This is a genomic window from Bradyrhizobium sp. 18BD (genome assembly GCF_054185225.1).
In genome coordinates, this window is record NZ_JAVAYL010000001.1 from 245,571 (window position 1) to 263,962 (window position 18,392).

17 protein-coding genes are annotated in these 18,392 nt (G+C 64.2%); 11 read left to right on the top strand and 6 right to left on the bottom strand.

All coding sequences use genetic code 11. From position 1 onward, the window contains the following. Nucleotides 1–40: 40 nt before the first annotated feature. The gene (locus RAD16_RS01185) at nucleotides 41–1,042 is read right to left on the bottom strand and encodes an NADP-dependent oxidoreductase (RefSeq protein WP_458156060.1); all 1,002 of its coding nucleotides are present in this window, start codon (nucleotides 1,040–1,042) and stop codon (nucleotides 41–43) included. Nucleotides 1,043–1,253: 211 nt separating this feature from the next. On the opposite strand from RAD16_RS01185, the gene RAD16_RS01190 reads away from it, so the two are divergent. Beyond that, nucleotides 1,254–2,549: a dicarboxylate/amino acid:cation symporter gene (locus RAD16_RS01190; protein ID WP_458156061.1), complete on the top strand. Its 1,296-nt coding sequence runs from the start codon at nucleotides 1,254–1,256 to the stop codon at nucleotides 2,547–2,549. 12 nt (nucleotides 2,550–2,561) lie between these two features. Next, the gene (locus RAD16_RS01195; RefSeq protein WP_458156062.1) at nucleotides 2,562–3,479 is read left to right on the top strand and encodes an amino acid ABC transporter substrate-binding protein; all 918 of its coding nucleotides are present in this window, start codon (nucleotides 2,562–2,564) and stop codon (nucleotides 3,477–3,479) included. Nucleotides 3,480–3,629: 150 nt separating this feature from the next. On the opposite strand, the gene RAD16_RS01200 is transcribed toward RAD16_RS01195, so the two are convergent. Further along, on the bottom strand, nucleotides 3,630–4,442 hold the full coding sequence (locus RAD16_RS01200) for an ATP-grasp domain-containing protein (RefSeq protein WP_458156063.1): 813 nt from the start codon (nucleotides 4,440–4,442) through the stop codon (nucleotides 3,630–3,632). A 374-nt stretch (nucleotides 4,443–4,816) separates the two neighbouring features. Between RAD16_RS01200 and RAD16_RS01205 the strand changes: the two genes are divergently transcribed. From RAD16_RS01205 to RAD16_RS01220, 4 genes are all read left to right on the top strand, one after another. Then, nucleotides 4,817–5,590, top strand: a complete 774-nt coding sequence (locus RAD16_RS01205; protein ID WP_326903331.1) for a ferredoxin--NADP reductase — start codon at nucleotides 4,817–4,819, stop codon at nucleotides 5,588–5,590. 191 nt (nucleotides 5,591–5,781) lie between these two features. Beyond that, on the top strand, nucleotides 5,782–6,654 hold the full coding sequence (locus RAD16_RS01210; protein WP_458156416.1) for a patatin-like phospholipase family protein: 873 nt from the start codon (nucleotides 5,782–5,784) through the stop codon (nucleotides 6,652–6,654). A gap of 241 nt (nucleotides 6,655–6,895) precedes the next feature. Then, nucleotides 6,896–8,521 carry an FMN-binding glutamate synthase family protein gene (locus RAD16_RS01215; protein ID WP_458156417.1) on the top strand — a complete coding sequence of 542 codons (1,626 nt, stop codon included), beginning with the start codon at nucleotides 6,896–6,898 and terminating at the stop codon, nucleotides 8,519–8,521. 96 nt (nucleotides 8,522–8,617) lie between these two features. Continuing rightward, nucleotides 8,618–8,857 carry a PilZ domain-containing protein gene (locus RAD16_RS01220; protein WP_458156064.1) on the top strand — a complete coding sequence of 80 codons (240 nt, stop codon included), beginning with the start codon at nucleotides 8,618–8,620 and terminating at the stop codon, nucleotides 8,855–8,857. A gap of 15 nt (nucleotides 8,858–8,872) precedes the next feature. Here the strand turns inward: RAD16_RS01220 and RAD16_RS01225 are convergent, their stop codons facing one another. The 4 genes from RAD16_RS01225 to RAD16_RS01240 all read right to left on the bottom strand — a co-directional run bounded on the left by RAD16_RS01225 (nucleotide 8,873) and on the right by RAD16_RS01240 (nucleotide 13,903). Then, a complete protein-coding gene (locus tag RAD16_RS01225) occupies nucleotides 8,873–10,168 on the bottom strand; it encodes a hemolysin family protein (protein WP_458156065.1) in 1,296 nt (431 codons plus the stop codon). A gap of 124 nt (nucleotides 10,169–10,292) precedes the next feature. After that, nucleotides 10,293–12,329 carry a carbohydrate porin gene (locus RAD16_RS01230; protein ID WP_458156066.1) on the bottom strand — a complete coding sequence of 679 codons (2,037 nt, stop codon included), beginning with the start codon at nucleotides 12,327–12,329 and terminating at the stop codon, nucleotides 10,293–10,295. A gap of 334 nt (nucleotides 12,330–12,663) precedes the next feature. Continuing rightward, nucleotides 12,664–12,927: a hypothetical protein gene (locus RAD16_RS01235; protein ID WP_028170409.1), complete on the bottom strand. Its 264-nt coding sequence runs from the start codon at nucleotides 12,925–12,927 to the stop codon at nucleotides 12,664–12,666. Nucleotides 12,928–13,066: 139 nt separating this feature from the next. Next, nucleotides 13,067–13,903 (bottom strand): creatininase family protein, encoded by an 837-nt coding sequence (locus RAD16_RS01240; RefSeq protein ID WP_458156067.1) that lies wholly within the window; start codon nucleotides 13,901–13,903, stop codon nucleotides 13,067–13,069. Between the two features lie 102 nt (nucleotides 13,904–14,005). On the opposite strand from RAD16_RS01240, the gene RAD16_RS01245 reads away from it, so the two are divergent. The 5 genes from RAD16_RS01245 to RAD16_RS01265 are packed head-to-tail and all read left to right on the top strand — an operon-like array spanning nucleotide 14,006 to nucleotide 18,365. Beyond that, entirely contained in the window at nucleotides 14,006–15,028 is a 1,023-nt protein-coding gene (locus RAD16_RS01245) for an ABC transporter substrate-binding protein (RefSeq protein WP_458156068.1), read from the top strand. Between the two features lie 25 nt (nucleotides 15,029–15,053). Then, nucleotides 15,054–15,869: an ABC transporter ATP-binding protein gene (locus RAD16_RS01250; RefSeq protein ID WP_458156069.1), complete on the top strand. Its 816-nt coding sequence runs from the start codon at nucleotides 15,054–15,056 to the stop codon at nucleotides 15,867–15,869. Then, a complete protein-coding gene (locus tag RAD16_RS01255; protein ID WP_458156070.1) occupies nucleotides 15,866–16,684 on the top strand; it encodes an ABC transporter permease in 819 nt (272 codons plus the stop codon). Before RAD16_RS01250 ends, RAD16_RS01255 begins: the two co-directional genes overlap by 4 nt. Further along, on the top strand, nucleotides 16,684–17,673 hold the full coding sequence (locus RAD16_RS01260; RefSeq protein ID WP_458156071.1) for a 2-hydroxyacid dehydrogenase: 990 nt from the start codon (nucleotides 16,684–16,686) through the stop codon (nucleotides 17,671–17,673). The genes RAD16_RS01255 and RAD16_RS01260 overlap by 1 nt, the downstream gene beginning before the upstream one ends. After that, a complete protein-coding gene (locus tag RAD16_RS01265; RefSeq protein ID WP_458156072.1) occupies nucleotides 17,673–18,365 on the top strand; it encodes an AprI/Inh family metalloprotease inhibitor in 693 nt (230 codons plus the stop codon). Before RAD16_RS01260 ends, RAD16_RS01265 begins: the two co-directional genes overlap by 1 nt. Nucleotides 18,366–18,392: the final 27 nt, after the last annotated feature.

The following is an 18,392-nucleotide window of genomic DNA, read 5'->3' on the forward strand; positions in this document are numbered from 1 at the left end:
AAACGCGTTTGCGCGGAGGTCGTGCTCGAACAGAACGCCGCTAGAGCTTGATCATGCGCTTGCCACGGTTCTCGCCCGCGAGCAATCCGATCAGCGCTCTCGGCGTGTTCTCGAGGCCATCGATGATGTCCTCCTGCACCTTCAGCTTGCCGGACTTCACCCAGCTCTGGAGGTCGGCGAGCGCACGCTGGCTGTCCTTCATGTAGTCCATCACGATGAAACCCTGCATCACGAGCCGCTTCACCACGATCAGTCCGGGCACGCCGCGCGGGCCATGAGCCGACGGCGTGCCGTCATATTGCGAGATCGCACCGCAGCAGGCGATACGGCCGTAATTGTTCATCTGCGGCAGGCAGGCTTCCAGAATGTCGCCGCCGACATTGTCGAAATAGACGTCGATGCCTTTGGGCGCTGCTGCGCGCAGGGCCTTGAACACGGCGCCGTCCTTGTAGTCGACGGCCGCATCGAAGCCGAGCTCCGAGGTCAGCCAGTTGCACTTGTCCGCGCCACCGGCGATGCCGACCACGCGACATCCCCTGATCTTGGCGATCTGCCCGACGATCGAGCCGACCGAGCCCGCGGCCGCGGAGACGACGACGGTCTCGCCTTCCCTGGGCTTGCCAACCTCCAGCAGGCCGAAATAGGCGGTGAGGCCGGCGATGCCGAACACGCTGAGCAGGTGCGTCATCGGCTCGAGCTTCGGCATTTTTGTCAGGTGCTTCGCCGGCACCGCGGCGTATTCCTGCCAGCCGGTGTCGCCGAACACGATGTCGCCCGCTGCGAGTTCCGGCGCCTTCGAGCTGACGACCTCGGCGATGGCGCCACCGGCCATCACGCTGTTGGCTTCGACGGCTGAGCGATAGGTCGCGCCGTGCATCCAGGCCCGGTTGGCGGCGTCGAGCGAGATGTAACGCACGCGCAGCAGGGCCTCGCCGTCTTTCGGCTCCGGCATCGCACCATCGACCATGCCGAAATGTTCGGGACCGAGCTTGCCGCTGGGCTTCTCCACCAGAAGAATCTGGCGATTGACGTTGCCGCTCATGGTGTTTCCCTCTCCGTTTGCTTGACGATTATTGATGCAGCTGCCGCAAACAAAACGTGCAATCCGCATTCGTTGTGCGCTGCATGAAGGCTAGATCGCGCGCGTTGGTTTCGCAACGGGAACATCCCGCAACACGAACGCACGCAAAGCGTGTTGCGTCGCTGTCATATCTGCGACATCATGAAGCGGCCGGTGTAGTTGGGGGTAAGCAATGTCGAACAGGTTTACGCAATACATCCTTGCCGCGATGGTGCTGGGCATCGTCATGGGGGCGGCGATCTTCAACTTCCTGCCCGACACCCGAGCCGAGTGGGCTTCCTCCATCAACCTGATCGCCATGATGTTCCTGCGCCTGATCAAGATGATCATCGCGCCGCTGGTGTTCGCGACCCTGGTCGGCGGCATCGCGCATATGGGCAGCGGCTCTCGGCTCGGACGCATCTTCGCCAAGACCATGGGCTGGTTCATCAGCGCCTCCTTCGTGTCGCTGCTGCTCGGCCTCGTCATGGTCAACCTGCTGCAGCCCGGCGCGAACTTCCCCGGCACGCTGCCCGCGGCGGGGCAATCGACCGGCCTGCCGGTCTCGGCCTTCTCGATCGAGAAATTCCTGACCCATCTGATCCCGACCTCGATCGCGGACGCGATGGCGCAGAACGAGATCCTCCAGATCGTGATCTTCGCCGTGTTCTTCTCGGTGGCGATGGGCTCGATGCCGGAACGCTCGAAGCCGATCCTGGCGATGATCGACGACGTCGCCCACATCATGCTCAAGGTGACGAGCTATGTGATGCTGTTCGCGCCGCTCGCGGTGTGGGCCGCCATCACCGCCACCGTCGCCAAGAACGGTCTCGGCGTGCTCTGGAAGCTCGTGGTCTTCATGGGCGGCTTCTATCTCGCGCTGGCGATCCTGTGGTGCATCCTGGTGATCGTCGGTTTTGTCGTGATCGGGCCGCGCTACAGCCATCTCCTGAAGTTGATCCGCGAGCCGCTGATGATCGCGTTCTCCACCGCGAGCTCGGAGGCGGCCTATCCGAAGACGCTGGAGGGGCTGACCAAGTTCGGCGCCTCGTCGCGAATCTCGAGCTTCGTGCTGCCGCTCGGCTACTCCTTCAATCTCGACGGCACGATGATGTACTGCACCTTCGCGAGCATCTTCATCGCGCAGACCTACCACATCGAGATGTCGCTCGCGACGCAGCTCGCGATGCTCGCGACCCTGATGATCACCTCCAAGGGTGTCGCCGGCGTGCCGCGCGCCTCTCTCGTGGTGATCGCCTCGACGCTGTCGCAGTTCGGCATCCCCGAGGCGGGCCTGTTGATGATCATGGGCATCGACACCTTCCTCGACATGGGCCGCAGCGCCACCAACGTGATCGGCAACTCGCTCGCGACCGCCGTGGTCGCGAAGTGGGAAGGCGAGCTCGGGCCCGAGCACGAGCTCGGACCGGGCGAGGTGTCGACGCCGGACATGGTTCCCGGCGAAATGCCCGCGATGGCCGGCCATTGATGGAGGTGCGTCATGCGCCTTTCAACGGCGATATCGGGCGGTCTGTTGCTGGCAGCGTGTCTGCTGGCGACGCCCGCCTCCGCCCAGACCGGCAGCGACGGGCTTAGCCCGACGCTGTCGGCGATCAAGAGCAGGCACAATGTGCGGCTCGGCTATCGCGAGAGCTCGCCGCCGTTCTCCTTCCTCGACCAGTCGGGCCGGCCGATCGGCTACAGCCTCGAACTCTGCGAGGCCATCGTCGAGGAGATCGGCGTCGAGGTCGACGATCCCGATCTGAAGATCGACTACGTCAAGGTCACCTCGGACGACCGTATCGATGCGGTGCTCCAGGGCAAGATCGATCTGGAGTGCGGCTCGACCACCGCCAATGCGGAGCGCGGCAAGCGCGTCGCCTTCTCGCCGCTGATGTTCGTCGCCGGCACCAAGCTGATGGTGCCGAAGGCGTCGAACGTGCAGTCGCTGACCGATCTGAAGGGCAAGACCGTCGTGGTGACGAAGGGCACCACCAACGAGCAGGCGATCCAGGCCGCCGACAAGAAATCCTCGCTGGGGCTGAACATCGCGGTCGGCGCCGATCACGAGCAATCGTACCAGATGCTCGTCGACGGCAAGGCCGATGCGTTCGCGACCGACGACATCCTGCTCTTCGGCCTGATCGCGCGACACAAGGCGCAGGACAAGTACCGCGTCACCGGCGATTATCTGTCCTACGATCCCTACGGCATCATGTTCAAAAAGGGCGAGCCGCAGCTCTCAGCCGTGGTCGAGCGCACCTTCCGCAAGCTCGGCTCCAACCGCGATCTCGTCCCGCTCTACAACAAATGGTTTATCGCGCGGCTTCCGACCGGCGAACGGCTGAACGTGCCGATCTCGCTGCAACTGGAGGAGGCGTTCAAAGCGATGGACGATTCCGCCAGCGCGAATAATTAGGCTGCTATTGGCTCTCTCTCGCCGTCATCCTGAGGCGCTCGCCCAGCATCGCTGGGCGAGCCTCGAAGGATGAGCGGCCGAGCTGGCAGTCGGGCCGTCGTCCTTCGAGGGCCGCTGAAGAAGCGGCCACCTCAGGATGACGGTGATAGGTCAGCGCTCGCGGCGCGCATCGTTAAACACGCGATCCAGCGCCGCGTCATACGTCGCCTGCGCCAGCTCCGGATGCAGCTTCGCCAGCGCTTCCATCATCACGCCGGAATTGATCTCGAGCACGCGCCAGTCACCGTCAACGCGCACCACGTCGATCGAGGCAAAGGTAATGCCGATCGCGCGGGCCGCGTCGGTCGCGAGCTGCACGCACGCCGTTCGAACCTCGCCGTCCTCCAGCAACACCGGCTTGGCGCCGGCATCGAGATTGTGCCGCCAATCCGTGCCGCGCTGCTTGCTGTACACGACGAGGGGCGCATCGCCGAGCAGCACCACGCGGACCTCGTCCTCGATCGCGACATAGGGCGAGATCACGAGCCCGGTGCTCATCGCAAAAACCTCGCCAATCGCGTGGTCGAGTTCCGCCTCTGTCGTCACCTTGAACACCGAGCGCCCCGATGTCCCCTCGTTCGGCTTCACCACCACGCCTTGCGGATGGTCGTGAAGCAGCGCGAGCATTTCATCGCGCCAGGCGGGGCCGACGACATTGCTGCCGAGCTTCGGGTTGAGGAAGAGGTGGTGCGGAATGCTGGCCACGTCTTGAAGCGCCAGCGCTTCCGCGGTGGCCGATTTGTCGTTGGCGAGGCGATGCGCAATCGCGCTGTTGAGGCCGATGTCGTAGCCGAAGGCGAAACGCCGTTCCTCGCCCCGGCGCATCGCGATCAGCCAGCCGCCGGCGCGGACATCGACCGCAATGCCGTGGCCGGCGCAATAGCGCCTGATCGCCTGGACGAAGATCCGCTCGCTGCTCGCCATGTGCCTCAGCCGTTCCTGGCGCCAAAAGCCGCAAAAATGCGGGAATCGGCGCCAAACCGGGGTGGAATCAGAGCTATTCTTAATGAAATTCTCGCGAGCGGGATGGAAATTAAGTGCTGCGATTGCCCCCTGAAGGGAAAAGAAATTGCCGTCAGTGCGGGTCGGGCAGCAGATCCATTAATGATGTGGCCAGTTCTGCCGCAAATGCCGGTTTGATCGGCATCAATTGCATCCGAAACGAGGTTGATTATTGGTCTCAATGGCGTAGATCACACACGCGAAATCCTCCGCCATGGCAATGGTGTCCGCCCCGCATTCAGGGGCCGGGCAATTCTTTTGCCCTAAAACCGCAATCATTCGGAATATCGAAAATCATGAGCGCGTTTTACCGAGAGAAGGTTCTTTCCGTCCAGCACTGGACCGACACGCTGTTCAGCTTCCGCGCCACGCGCGACACCGGCTTCCGTTTCCAGAACGGCCAGTTCGCCATGATCGGCCTCGAGGTCGACGGCCGTCCGCTGCTGCGCGCCTACAGCATGGCGAGCGCCAACCACGAGGAAGAGCTCGAGTTCTTCTCGATCAAGGTTCAGGACGGCCCGCTGACCTCGCGCCTCCAGAAGATCAAGGAAGGCGACACCATCCTGGTCGGCCGCAAGGCCACCGGCACGCTGATCACCGACAACCTCATCCCCGGCAAGCGGCTGATGCTGCTCTCGACCGGCACCGGCCTTGCGCCCTTTGCCAGCCTGATCAAGGACCCCGACGTCTACGACCAGTTCGAGTCGATCGTGCTGGTGCATGGCTGCCGCCAGGTGTCGGAGCTCGCCTATGGCGAGAAGCTCGTCGCGACCTTGCGCGAGGACGAGCTGTTCGGTGAACTGCTCGCGGACAAGCTGATCTATTATCCGACCGTGACCCGCGAGCCGTTCCGCAACCGCGGCCGCATCACCGACCTCATCAACTCCGAGCAGATCTTCAACGACATCGGCCAGGGCCCGCTCAACATCGAGACCGACCGCGTCATGATGTGCGGCAGCCCGGCGATGCTCGAAGAGCTGAAGGTGATGTTCGAAGGCCGCGATTTCATCGAGGGCTCCGGCAACAAGCCTGGCCATTTCGTGATCGAGAAGGCGTTCGTCGAGCGGTAAGCTCCGTTCGCGTCAACTGACTCGCCCGCCGTCCGGCGTTTGCCGGAACGACGGGTGAGAGTTTTACTCCTCACCATCCTCCCCCGACTTTGTTATTGGCGTCGCCGCGCCGGGCGCGGCTATATGCTCGCGCCTAAATCTCGCCGCGATGTTGCAATGCGAGAGGCGGGGGAGCTGCACCAATCTTGTCCGTGATCGACCATGGCCGGGCGCCGAAACCGACTGCCTTCGTGCTGGCGGGCGGCGGCAGCTTTGGGGCGATCCAGGTCGGGATGATGCATTCGCTGGCGCGGCACGGGGTCGTCGCCGATCTCGTGGTCGGCTCCAGCGTCGGTGCGATCAACGGCGCCTATTACGCCGGCGATCCCACCCTCAAGGGCGTGCTCTGGCTCGAAGCGCTCTGGCGCGGGTTGAAACGCCACGACGTGTTTCCGGTGACTTGGCGAAGCCTCGCCGGATTCATGTGGCGGCGCGATTTCCTGATTCCCCATGACGGCATTCGCAAGCTGATCGAGGACCATCTGCCCTATCGCAACCTCGAGGATGCAACGCTGCCGGTGCACATCGTCACCACGGATTTCGTCTCCGGCGAGAGCGTGGTGCTGTCGGAGGGCTCGGCGACGGAGGCGATCCTGGCATCCACCGCGATCCCCGGCGCGTTCTCGCCGGTCTATTACCGCGAACGCTTCCTGGCCGATGGCGCGCTCTCCTCCAACACGCCGGTCCGGGTCGCGATCCAGAAGGGCGCAAAGCGCCTGGTCGTGCTGCCGACGGGGCACGCCTGCGCGGTGAAGGATCCGCCGGTGGGCGCGGTCGCCAATGCCCTGCACGCGCTGACGCTGCTGATCGCGCGGCAATTGGTGGCCGAGCTCGAAGGGGTCGCCTCCGACATCGAATATGTCGTGGTGCCGCCGCTGTGTCCGCTGGTGGGCTCTCCCTACGATTTCTCGCGCACCGACGACCATATCGAGCGGGCGGTCGCGAGCACCGATGCTTGGCTGGAACGGGGTGGCCTCGAGCAGCACGGCGTGATCCCGCACGAGGCGCAGCCGCACGGCCATTGATCTGGCCATTGATCGCGGTCACTGATTTGTCATTTCATTTGAGTCTATTGCACTGCAAAAGCAGGTCCTTCAAAGCAGGTCATCCGGCGGATTGATTTGCGGCGGCGGGATTCGGTAGCCTCAAGCCAGCTCCGCGTCATATCCATGGACGTGGCGCGGGCGTATCTTACCCCGTCATTCTGACGAGAGGGATGTGGTGGTGGCCAACGATAACAAGACGCAAGCTTCGCCCGAAGGGCTGGTGGAAACCCTGCTGCTGCCGTTCTCTCCGCGCTTCATCGTGATGACGATTTGTGCGGTCGTCACGGCGCTGCTGATCGGCATCGGCATTGCCGACCGCAAGATCTTCGACATCATGCTGATCCCGATCCTGATCTTCGGCGCGCTCACCCTGCTCGGCGTGCGCGATCTGCTGCAGAAGAGCCACGCGGTGCTGCGCAACTACCCGATCTCGGCGCATATCCGCTTCCTGCTCGAAGAGATCCGCCCGGAGATGCGGCAGTATTTCTTCGAGAGCGAGAAGGACGGCATGCCGTTCTCGCGCGACACTCGCGCGGTGGTCTACCAGCGCGCCAAGATGGAGCTCGACAAGCGCCCGTTCGGCACCCAGGAGGACGTCTATCGCGAGGGCTATGAGTGGATGCATCACTCGGTCTCGCCGAAGACGCATGCCGAGGAGAAATTCCGCATCACCGTCGGCGGGCCCGATTGCGCAAAGCCCTATTCGGCCTCGGTGTTCAACATCTCCGCGATGAGCTTTGGCGCGCTCAGCCCGAACGCGGTGCGCGCGCTCAATGCCGGCGCCAGGAAGGGCAGCTTCGCGCATGACACCGGCGAGGGCGGCTTCAGCCCCTATCACGCCGAGATGGGCGGCGACATCATCTGGGAGATCGGCTCCGGCTATTTCGGCTGCCGTCACCTCGACGGCACCTTCGACCCTGAGGCCTTCGCGCGCGTCGCGAGCCAGGACCAGATCAAGATGGTCGAGCTGAAGATCAGCCAGGGCGCCAAGCCCGGTCACGGCGGCGTGCTGCCGGCGGCGAAGGTGTCGGAAGAGATCTCGAAGATCCGCGGCGTCTCGATGGGCGAGGACTGCATCTCGCCCGCCTCGCACCGTGCCTTCTCGACGCCAACAGGCATGATGCAGTTCATCGCCGAGATGCGAAAGCTCTCCGGTGGCAAGCCGGCCGGCTTCAAGCTGTGCATCGGCCATCCCTGGGAGTTCCTGGCGATCTGCAAGGCGATGCTGGAGACCGGCATCTATCCTGACTTCATCGTCGTCGACGGCAATGAGGGCGGCACTGGTGCTGCGCCGCTGGAGTTCATGGACCATCTGGGCATGCCGATGCGGGAGGGCGTCAATTTCGTCCACAACGCGCTGGTCGGCATCAATGCGCGCGACCGCATCAAGATCGGCGCGTCCGGCAAGATCGCCACCGCCTTCGACATGGCGCGCGCGATGGCGATCGGCGCGGACTGGTGCAACTCGGCACGCGGCTTCATGTTCTCGCTCGGCTGTATCCAGTCGCTGAGCTGCCACACCGACCGCTGCCCGACCGGCGTCGCGACGCAGGACCCGACCCGGGCGCGCGCGCTCTACGTGCCGCTCAAGATCGACCGCGTGCACAATTATCACCACGCCACGCTGCACTCGCTGACCGAGCTGATCGCTGCTGCCGGCCTCGAACACCCGCAGCAGCTGCGCCCGATCCACTTCACCCAGCGCACCTCGACGACCGACGTCAAATCCTTCGCCCAGCTCTATCCGGCGCTGCGCCCGGGCGAGTTGCTGGAAGGCACCGAAGACCCGCGGTTCCGGGACGCCTGGCGGATGGCGCGGGCGGAGACGTTCCAGCCGGCAATGTGAGGTGTCGGGCTCCGGCATGACCGGCGCCAGTCTGAATTGCTGGGGAGTGAGGCCACGCCTTAAGGTCTGTGTCAGCTTTGGGTGTAGATTGTCCGGATGGACGAGCGACGCAACAGAGCCAGGCATCGCGTGCTCAAGGCCGGAACGATCGAGTTCGGCGGCGGCGCGATCGACTGCACGGTGCGGAATCTCTCGGACACCGGTGCGGCCCTCGACGTCACCAGCCCCGTCGGCATTCCCGAGCATTTCACCCTGTTCGTCCAGGCCGATGGAAAGCATCTGTCCTGCACCGTGGTCTGGCGCAAGGAAAAGCGGATCGGCGTGAGGTTCGGGTGAGGGGCGGCGTTTGGCTTACGCTGCCGCCTGCTCGCCCAGCCGGCTCGCCAGAATCTTGTCGATCCTCCGTCCGTCGAGATCGACCACCTCGATGTGCCAGCCGGCGAAGTCGAAGGCATCGCCGACATTGGGCAGCACGCTGAACTGTTGCAGCACCAGGCCCGCCACCGTGTTGTAGCGGTGCGGCGGCAGCTCGATGCCGAGCAGTTCGCCGAACTCGTCGACCGGCATCCAGCCGGAAATCAGCAGCGAGGAGTCAGCGCGCCTGACATAAGCCGGCTCCGGCGGTCCTTCCTCGGAGTGGAAGGCGCCGACGATCGACTCGAGGATGTCGGCGGCGGTCACCATGCCTTCGAAGGCGCCGTATTCGTCGTAGACGAGGCCGACGTGGACCGGCGCCGCCTTCAGGATCGCCAGCACGTCCCTCGCATCTGCCGAGGCCGGAATGCCCGGCGCCTCGCGTACCAGCGCGCGCAGGTCCGGCGTGCGTTCGTTCATATAGGCGATCAGCAGGTCCTTGGCCTGGAGCACGCCGATCGGCTTGTCGCGATCGCCGTCCGAGACGGGAAAGCGCGAATGCGGGCTCTTCACGATGATCTCGCGAATGGCCTCCGGCGCATCGTTCAGATCGATCTCGTCGACGTCCGTGCGCGGCGTCATGACGGCGCCGACCGGACGGTCGCCGAGCCGCATCACGCCGGCGATCATCTCCTTCTCGCCGGGCTCGAGCACGCCGGCGCTCTCGGCCTCGTTGACGAGGTGATGGATCTCGTCCTCCGAGACTTTCTCCTCGGCCTTGCCGCCGCGGCCGAGCAGCGTGAGGATCACCCTGCCCGAGAGATCGAGCAGGAACACCAGCGGCAGCGATATTTTCGCAAGCAGGTGCATCGCCGGTGCGACCTTCACCGCGATGCTCTCGGGGTCGCGCAGCGCCACCTGCTTCGGCACCAGCTCGCCGACGATCAGCGTCGCATAGGTGATGAGGGTGACGACGATGCCTACGCCGACGATGTCGGCGATGCCTGCGGACATGCCGATCTCGACCAGCCATTGCGTCAGCCGTTGCCCGAGCGTCGCGCCGGAGAACGCGCCCGAAAGCACGCCGACCAGCGTGATGCCGATCTGCACCGTCGAGAGGAATTTGCCGGGATCGGCGGCCAGCGTCAGCGCCCGCTCGGCGCCGCGGACGCCCCTGGCGGCGAGCAGCGATAGCCGGGCCGGGCGGGACGAGACCACGGCCAGCTCCGACATGGACAGCAGGCCGTTAATGACGATCAGGACGACGACGATGATGAGTTCGACGGATAGCATTGCGCTCTAGGGAAAGGGGTATCTGATCCGGCGGACGCCGGACCAGGCCCCCTTATATATAAATTCCCTATGCGGTTTGCCCGGTTCCCGCCCAAATTGTCGCACCGGAACCGCCCCGCGCCGCTCAGAATTCGGCGTGCAGGCGGCCCGAGAAGATCGAGACCGGCCCGCGGTCGGCATTGTAGGCCGGATTGACGATCAGCTGATAATCGGCCGTGAGGGTGACACCCTTGAGCACCGAATAGGCGTAGTAGGCCTCGAGGATGCGCTCGGTGCGATAGTTGAGCTGGCCGTCGCCGATCAGGAGGCCGACGCCACCGGCGGCGAGGAAATCGCGATGCGCGGCCGACAGGCCGTTGATGGCGCCGCCGATGCCGACCGTGTCGTCCGGCCGGCCCCAGCGGCTGCCCTTGATCGACAGGCCGCCGGAAAGACTGCGGTCGATGTCGGTGAAGGAGAGGATCTGGTTCTGGCCGTCGTTCCAGCTTGCCCGCGCGAACAGCCCGACGTCGGTGACGAGCTGCTGCTCGAGATTGACGTAGAAGCCGTATTTCGACCGGATCCGCTGGTTCGCGGTCGCGATGTCGTTGATGTCGAGCGCGGGATTGGCGGCGGCCTGCTCCAGCACCTCGCGATAGCTGGCGGTGTTGCCGCTGTTGTAGAACGTGCCCACACGCAACTTGCCCGGCTGATCGAAGATCGAATGACGTTCCTCGAACTCGACGACCGCGCCGCCCGTCTTGTAGACCAGCGTATCACTGTTGGGCGCGTTGGGGACCTGGAACAGTCCGCCGCGCACGGCCCAGTCCCTGCGATTGAGCTCGACCACGGCGCCGCGCGTGTAGCCGGGAAGGTCGGCAGGGAAATCGTAAGCGCCCGAAGCCCACATCGCCCAGTTCATGAAATCGGCGCGCGGGTCCTTTGCATATGAGTTGCCGTCGAAGAAGTCGCCGATGGCAAAGCGGCCGACGATCAGCGTGACGCGGTCGATGTCGCGCTTGCCGGCGAGCTGGTTCGGGGCGTCGGGGACTTCTTCCTGCTCGCCTCCGAGACCAAAAGTTTGTTTGAAGTAGTAACGCTGCGCACGGATCTTCGGGAACGGCGCGCCCGCCTTCTGCGCTTCGCCGTTGGAGAAGCCGGCAAGGCCGAGCGTGCCGTTGAGGCCAAAGCCCTGTGCCAGCTCGGGATTGAAATAGAACTCGCCGCCGTCCCACAAGCGCGCGCCGAGGAAGGCCGTGGTCGTCCACGTCGCCTGAAACTGGCCGCTGCCAGGAAGGCTCTGCGGGCTCGCATAGGGCGAGTGGATCGGGCCGTAACCTTGCGGCAGCACGGTCGTCTGCGCATGAACGTTCCAGTCGCCGGACTCAGGCAGTTTGGTTTTTCCGTTAACCGCGGGCATCCACGGCGTGTCACCGAACTGGTAGTTCAGGCCGAGCTTGAACAGATGGATGCGCGGATCGACGTTGACGCTGCCGAGGCCAAAGCCGCTGAGGTCGTAAGTCCGGCGCGACAGGTCGACATATTCGTATTCGGCTTTCGCCGTCCAGTTGCCGCTCACGGCGTATTCGAGACCGAGCCCCGCAGTCCACCCGGCCTGATACTTTCCGACCGGAAACAGCTCGGCGACGCCGTCGGCATCGTTGACGTTGATATGCGTGTGGCCCCAGGCGAAACCGCCTGTGACGTAAGGCATGAAGCGGTCGAAAGCATAACCGATGCGGCCACGCACGGTGCCGACATAGTCGATCGCGGTGTTGAAGGGCGCCGGTGACCGCTCATGCGCAACGACATCGCGCGGACCGGTGAAGGTGGCGTCCGCCTCGATGCCGAGCACGACGCGGTTTGCGAGTTGCCGATTATAGCCGAGCTGATAGCCGCCGCTGAGACCGGTGGCGCTGGGCGGCAGGATCACGCCTTGCAGCGGCAGCGAGTTGGTGCCGGGCCCGAAGGCCGCGTCGCCATAGCCGAAATGGCCGCCGACATAGAAGCCGGTCCAGTCGTAGACGGACCTCAGTGCCCGCGCCTTGAGCGGTAGATCCGCTGCAATGCTTGCACCCGGCAGGACCAGCACGCCCGAGGCGATCGCCGCGGCCGTCTGCAAATATCGGTGTCGGTGACCTCTCAACGTCAAAACGCACGCCCCCAAACGAATGTGTCCCATTCGCCGCGATATCCCTGCCGATTCGCGGCGGCCCTGTCATCAGGGTCCGGAAGTCCACGGCATCGGTCGAGATCATCTCGATTCGACGTGATTTCTTCCCAAGCTCCTGAGCTTGTTGCGGACCTTATTGCGATTAATTCGCAATAGCAACTGGCGTGCATTGCCGCAGGTGATGGTTCGCACCCTTCTGTGACGGGACTGCAACAAATTCCCCGGCCCAAAACGGATGACCCGCCCGGGGGGACAACCGGGCGGGTCGGGGGCACGACACGGGGTGGATGAGGCGCCCGTGTCGGACGCGGGATCCACGTGAGATCGGCCTCAGATACTCAAATCAGTAGCAGCTGCGGACGCGGCCGACGTACTGGCCGAAAGCGTTGTACTGGGCGACCCAGCCGCAGCGATGATAGCCGTAGTAATAGGGATCGTTGCTGGCGGCGATCGCGGAGCCGACGACGGCGGCGGTGGCGATGCCGGCACCCACACCCCAGACCCAGCCGGGCTGCTTGGCTTCGGCCGAGGAGGTGGTGGACACGATGCTGCCGGTGACGGCGAGGGCAGCGAGAGCGACGGCGGCAATCCTGGTCTTGATCGACATGTGAAACTCCATCCGGGTTGAGGCGGCCCGTTGTGGCCCGCGTGCCCAATTGGACGGAGGCTCCTCGCGTCCGGTTCGAATGCCGCAAAGGCGGTGCCGGGCGAAGATCTTTCTCTGAATGATTCCAGTGGGATGAGAGCTAGCCGAGGGGGCCTTTGGCGAGCCTGTTCACGTCGAAGTTATCGACCTCTTCGAGCAGTTCGCAGAAGGCGCGCGCGCCCTGGTCGAGCAGCTGCTCTCCCTTCTCCGCGACGCCCAGCGTCGCATTGCCGATCGCGCCGCTGGCGTGGAGATCCTGTGCCTGCCAGGCGAACGGCGCCGGCCGCTGCGTCGACAGCCAGCGATATTGTTTTTCCAACGCGATGCTGCTCGCGGGAAAATCCGCGATCGCATCCTTGCGCACCTGCTCGGGATAGCGCGCCAGCATGATCGAGGTCTCGACCGCGCCGCCGTGAATGCCGTGGCGCACCTCCTCGGCCGGGAACAATTTCTCCGCGCCCGACAGCCGCGACCACGACGTCGTCACTACGAAGAGCTTGTGATGCGCGCGCAGATCCTGCGCGACCAGCATCATCGCCGCGGTGTTGCCGCCATGGCTGGTGATGATCACGAGCTTCTTCACGCCGCGCCGCGCGACGTCCTCGCCGATCCCCGTCCATCGCTTCAGCGCTACGTCGTTCGGCAGCGTCTGCGTGCCGGGATAATCGATATGCTCGGTGGAGATGCCGATCGGTTCAACGGGAAGAAAACTGGCCGGAACATGTTTGGGCAAAACCGCGCGCACGCGCGCGAGATAGGCGTCCGCGATCAGCACGTCGGTCGTGAGCGGCAGATGCGGGCCATGCTGCTCGGTGGCCGCCAGCGGCAGCACCGCGATCCAGCGCGACATATCCGCAGGGCTCGCATTGGCCCAGTCGATGTCGATCCAGTCGCGGGATGGCGTCGTCGAGAGTTCTTTGGAGGTTTCTTTGCCCAATTTTGTCACGTAGTTTGAGGTTATCAGGGGATGCGGGCTCGGCCGGCTCGCGTCCCCGAATATCTTGATATCATGGGCCGGAATGATCGACGGAGTCCAATCATGCGCCTCATCCATCTCTGGCGAGCGTTAACGGTTGCCCTTTGTCCCGTGCTCGTCGCGGGCGCGCCGGCGCGGGCCGAGACGCTGGACAAGGTCACCTTCGGCACCAACTGGGTCGCCGAGGCCGAGCATGGCGGCTTCTTCCAGGCGGTCGCCGACGGCACCTACAAGAAATACGGCCTCGACGTCACCATCGTTCCCGGCGGTCCGAACGAGAACAACCGGATGCTCCTGATCGCCGGCAAGATCGATTTCTTCATGGCCGCGAATACCCTGATGTCGTTCGACGCGGTCGCCAACGACGTTCCCGTCGTCACCATCGCCGCGGTCTTCCAGAAAGATCCGCAGGTGATGCTGACGCAGCCCGATGCGAAGGTCGGCAAGATCGAGGACCTCAAGCCGCTGACGCTGTTCGTCTCCAAGGAGGGCATGACCAGCTATTTCCAGTGGCTGAAGTCCGAATACGGCTTCAACGAGAAGAACGTCCGTCCCTACAATTTCAATCCGCAGCCCTTCATCGCCAATCCCAAGAGCGCGATGCAGGGCTACGTCACCTCCGAGCCCTTCGCGGTCGAGAAGGCCGCCGGCTTCAAGCCCAACGTGCTGCTGCTCGCCGATTACGGCTTCAACACCTATTCGACCCTGATCGAGACCCGCCGCGACGTCGCCGAGAAGAAGCCGGACCTGGTGCAGCGTTTCGTCGATGCCTCCATGATCGGCTGGTACAATTACATCTACGGCGACAATTCCGCCGGCAATGCCATGATCAAGAAGCTCAACCCGGAGATGACCGACGATCTGCTCGCCTATTCCGTCGCCAAGATGAAGCAATACGGCATCGTCGATTCCGGCGACTCCCTGAAGAATGGCATCGGCGCGATGAGCGACGAGCGCTATACCTCCTTCTTCAACAAGATGGTGAAGGCGGGGGTCGTGAAGGCCGATCTGGATTTCCGCAAGTCCTACACGCTGCGCTTCGTCAACAAGGGCGTCGGCGTCGAGCTGCGCCCGAGCAAGCCGTAACGCAAACTCCAAGTCTGCGATCAAAATGTCTGCTGTCAAAACCTCGTCCGCCGTCGAGGCCAGCCTGACGGCTCTCGCCGTCAGCCTGCGTGGCGTGACGAAGGCCTATGATAACGGCGTCGTGGCGCTCGGGCCGCTCGATCTTGCCGTGCGCAAGGGCGAGTTCATCTCGCTGCTCGGTCCGTCCGGTTGCGGCAAGTCGACCGCGCTGCGCATCATTGCAGAGCTCAGCGCGCCGTCATCGGGCATCGTGCGGGTGGCGCGCCATGAAGGCGAGGCGCAGCCCGGCCACGGCATCGGCTTCGTGTTCCAGGAGCCGACCCTGATGCCCTGGACGAGCGTGCGCGAGAACGTGCGGCTGCCGCTGAAGCTCGGCGGCGTGCCGAAGGCCGAGGGGCGCGCGCGGGCCGACGCGGCGCTCGCCAGTGTCGGCCTTGCCGACTTCGCCGAGGCCTATCCGCGCGAGCTGTCCGGCGGCATGAAGATGCGGGTGTCGCTGGCGCGCGCGCTCGTCACCGACCCCGACATCCTCCTGATGGATGAGCCGTTCGCGGCGCTTGACGAGATCACGCGCTTCCGCCTCAACAACGATCTGCTCGCGCTGTGGCGCAGCCTTGGCAAGACCGTCATCTTCGTCACCCATTCGGTGTTCGAATCCGTCTATCTGTCGCAGCGCGTGGTGGTCATGACGGCGCGGCCCGGCCGCATCCAGGCCGATATCCGCATCGAGACGGTCGAGCCGCGCGGTGAGGAATTTCGCACCTCGGCCGCCTATTCCGATTATTGCCGGAAAGTGTCGGCCGCGCTTGCGCCGTCCTATTCGGGGCAGTCGACGCTATGAATGCGCCGGCTGCCGTCACCGCAAAGCCGTCAGGCGTGCAGCGCGCGATGCGCTTCGTGCTGCCCGTCATCGTGTTCGCGGCGGGACTTGCGGTCTGGGAGCTCGTGGTCCGCATCAGGGAGATCCCGCCTTATGTGCTGCCGGCGCCGTCCGTCATCGTCCTGACACTGATCAAGGACTGGGCGGTGCTGTCACAATCGCTCGCGACCACGCTTTTGACGACACTTGAAGGCTTCGCCGCCGCCAGCATCGGCGGCATCGCGCTGGCGCTGCTGTTCAACCAGTCGAAATGGGTCGAATATTCGCTGTTCCCCTATGCCGTCGTGCTCCAGGTGACGCCGGTGATCGCGATTGCACCGCTGCTCCTGATCTATCTGGAGCAGCAGACCGCGGTCGTGGTCTGCGCCTTCATCGTCGCCTTTTTCCCGGTGCTGTCCAACACCACGCTGGGGCTGAATTCGGTCGATCGCAACCTTGCCGGCCTGTTCCAGCTTTATGGCGCGTCCCCTCCGCAGACCCTGCGTTTCCTGAAGCTGCCGGCGGCGCTGCCCTATATTCTCGGTGGCCTGCGCATCGCCGGCGGTCTGTCGCTGATCGGCGCTGTCGTGGCCGAGATTGCGGCCGGCACGGCCGGTGCCGGCTCGGGACTTGCCTACAGGATCGCCGAATCCGGCTACCGGTTGAACATACCCCGCATGTTCGCCGCGCTGCTGTTGTTGTCGCTGGCCGGGATTGTCATCTATGGGGTGCTGGCGCTAGTTTCCCACCTCGTTTTACGGCGCTGGCATGAGAGCGCGCTTGGAAAGGAAAGCTGATGTCTACCGGTTCGATTTCGTCCGACAAGATCGATCTTCTGATTTATGGACCGGTCCGGCCGATCCTCGAGAACGGGTTTTCCGATCATTTCGTCGTGCACAGGGCCGAGACGCGCGGTGACCTCGAGCGGCTGACGCCGGCGGTCCGCGAAAAGATCCGCGGCGTCGCGGTGACCTATCACACCGTGCGCGCCGACAAGGATTCGCTGTCTCAACTGCCCAAGATCGAGATGGTGGCGAGCTTCGGCGTCGGCTACGACCATGTCGACGCCAAATACGCGGCCGAGCACAACATCATCGTCACCAACACGCCCGACGTGCTGACCGAGGAGGTCGCCGACGTCGCGATGGGCCTGCTGATTTCGACCGTGCGCGAATTCATCAAGGCCGACCGCTATGTGCGCTCAGGTCTCTGGCAGACCCAGAACTATCCGCTCAGCGTCGGCTCGCTGCGTGACCGCAAGGTCGGCATCGTCGGCATGGGCCGCATCGGCCAGGCCATCGCGCGCCGGCTCGATGCCTCGCTGGTGCCGGTGGTCTATCACTCGCGCAATCCGTCCAAGGACGTTTCCTACAAGCACTACCCTGACCTGATCGAGATGGCGAAGGCGGTCGACACGCTGATGGTGATTGTGCCCGGCGGCGCCAGCACCAACAAGATGGTCAATGCCGAGGTGCTCAAGGCGCTCGGCCCGCGCGGCGTGCTGGTCAACGTGGCGCGCGGCTCGGTGGTCGACGAGCAGGCCCTGGTCCAGGCGCTGAAATCAGGCACCATCCTCGCCGCCGGTCTCGACGTGTTCGCGGCCGAGCCGAACGTGCCGGATGAGCTCAAGACCATGCAGAACGTCGTGCTGCTGCCGCATATCGGCTCGGCCTCGGTGGTGACGCGCAACGCCATGGACCAGCTCGTGGTCGACAATCTCAAGTCATGGTTCTCAGGCAAGGCGCCGCTGACGCCGGTTGCCGAAACGCCGTTCAAGGGGTGCTGATGCGAGTTCTTCGGGTCGTCGCGTTCGTCATCGCAGCATGTGCTGCCGCGATCGGCCCTGCGCGTGCGCAGGATGTGACGACCCTGAAGAAGGAGATGCTCGGGCAGTGGGAGCTCTCGACCACCGAGCGCAGCAAGACCTGCGTCGTCACCCTCAAGGGTGATGCCGCCGGCCATGGATTCAAGCTGGAGCTCGAGCCGGCCTGCAAGACCGCGCTGCCCTTCACCAAGGACATCGTCGCCTGGAGCGTCAGGGGCCTCGACATCGTCCGCTTGCAGGATACGACCGGCGAGGCGGTGATCGACTTCACCGAGGTCGAGGCCGGCATCTTCGAGGGACTGCGGCAGGGCGAGGGCGTCTACATCCTGCAGGATCTCGCCGCCGCCCGCTCGATGGCGAAGTCGATGGACCAGATGATCGGCGACTGGTCGATGGTGCGCGGCAACGGCCAGCCGGTGTGCGGATTGACGCTGACCAATACCGAGGCCGGGCCCGACAATTTCCAGGTCTTCCTCAAGCCCAAATGCGATCCGGTCATCGCGCAGTTCAACCCGACGCAATGGCGGCTCGAGCGCGGCCAGATCATCCTGATGTCGAAGTCTGGCGACGTCTGGCAGTTCGAAGCCGATGACAACGCGCAATGGCGGCGCGTCCCTGACACCGCCGATCCCTTGATCATGCTGCGGCAGTAGGCGCCGCGGAAATGCTCGGCCTGCATG

Bases quoted from the DNA above. Each gene is read 5' to 3' on its own strand.
- RAD16_RS01185 (WP_458156060.1), bottom strand. From the start codon at position 1,042: ATGAGCGGCAACGTCAATCGCCAGATTCTTCTGGTGGAGAAGCCCAGC.
- RAD16_RS01190 (WP_458156061.1), top strand. From the start codon at position 1,254: ATGTCGAACAGGTTTACGCAATACATCCTTGCCGCGATGGTGCTGGGC.
- RAD16_RS01195 (WP_458156062.1), top strand. From the start codon at position 2,562: ATGCGCCTTTCAACGGCGATATCGGGCGGTCTGTTGCTGGCAGCGTGT.
- RAD16_RS01200 (WP_458156063.1), bottom strand. From the start codon at position 4,442: ATGGCGAGCAGCGAGCGGATCTTCGTCCAGGCGATCAGGCGCTATTGC.
- RAD16_RS01205 (WP_326903331.1), top strand. From the start codon at position 4,817: ATGAGCGCGTTTTACCGAGAGAAGGTTCTTTCCGTCCAGCACTGGACC.
- RAD16_RS01220 (WP_458156064.1), top strand. From the start codon at position 8,618: ATGGACGAGCGACGCAACAGAGCCAGGCATCGCGTGCTCAAGGCCGGA.
- RAD16_RS01225 (WP_458156065.1), bottom strand. From the start codon at position 10,168: ATGCTATCCGTCGAACTCATCATCGTCGTCGTCCTGATCGTCATTAAC.
- RAD16_RS01230 (WP_458156066.1), bottom strand. From the start codon at position 12,329: ATGGGACACATTCGTTTGGGGGCGTGCGTTTTGACGTTGAGAGGTCAC.
- RAD16_RS01235 (WP_028170409.1), bottom strand. From the start codon at position 12,927: ATGTCGATCAAGACCAGGATTGCCGCCGTCGCTCTCGCTGCCCTCGCC.
- RAD16_RS01245 (WP_458156068.1), top strand. From the start codon at position 14,006: ATGCGCCTCATCCATCTCTGGCGAGCGTTAACGGTTGCCCTTTGTCCC.
- RAD16_RS01250 (WP_458156069.1), top strand. From the start codon at position 15,054: ATGTCTGCTGTCAAAACCTCGTCCGCCGTCGAGGCCAGCCTGACGGCT.
- RAD16_RS01255 (WP_458156070.1), top strand. From the start codon at position 15,866: ATGAATGCGCCGGCTGCCGTCACCGCAAAGCCGTCAGGCGTGCAGCGC.
- RAD16_RS01260 (WP_458156071.1), top strand. From the start codon at position 16,684: ATGTCTACCGGTTCGATTTCGTCCGACAAGATCGATCTTCTGATTTAT.
- RAD16_RS01265 (WP_458156072.1), top strand. From the start codon at position 17,673: ATGCGAGTTCTTCGGGTCGTCGCGTTCGTCATCGCAGCATGTGCTGCC.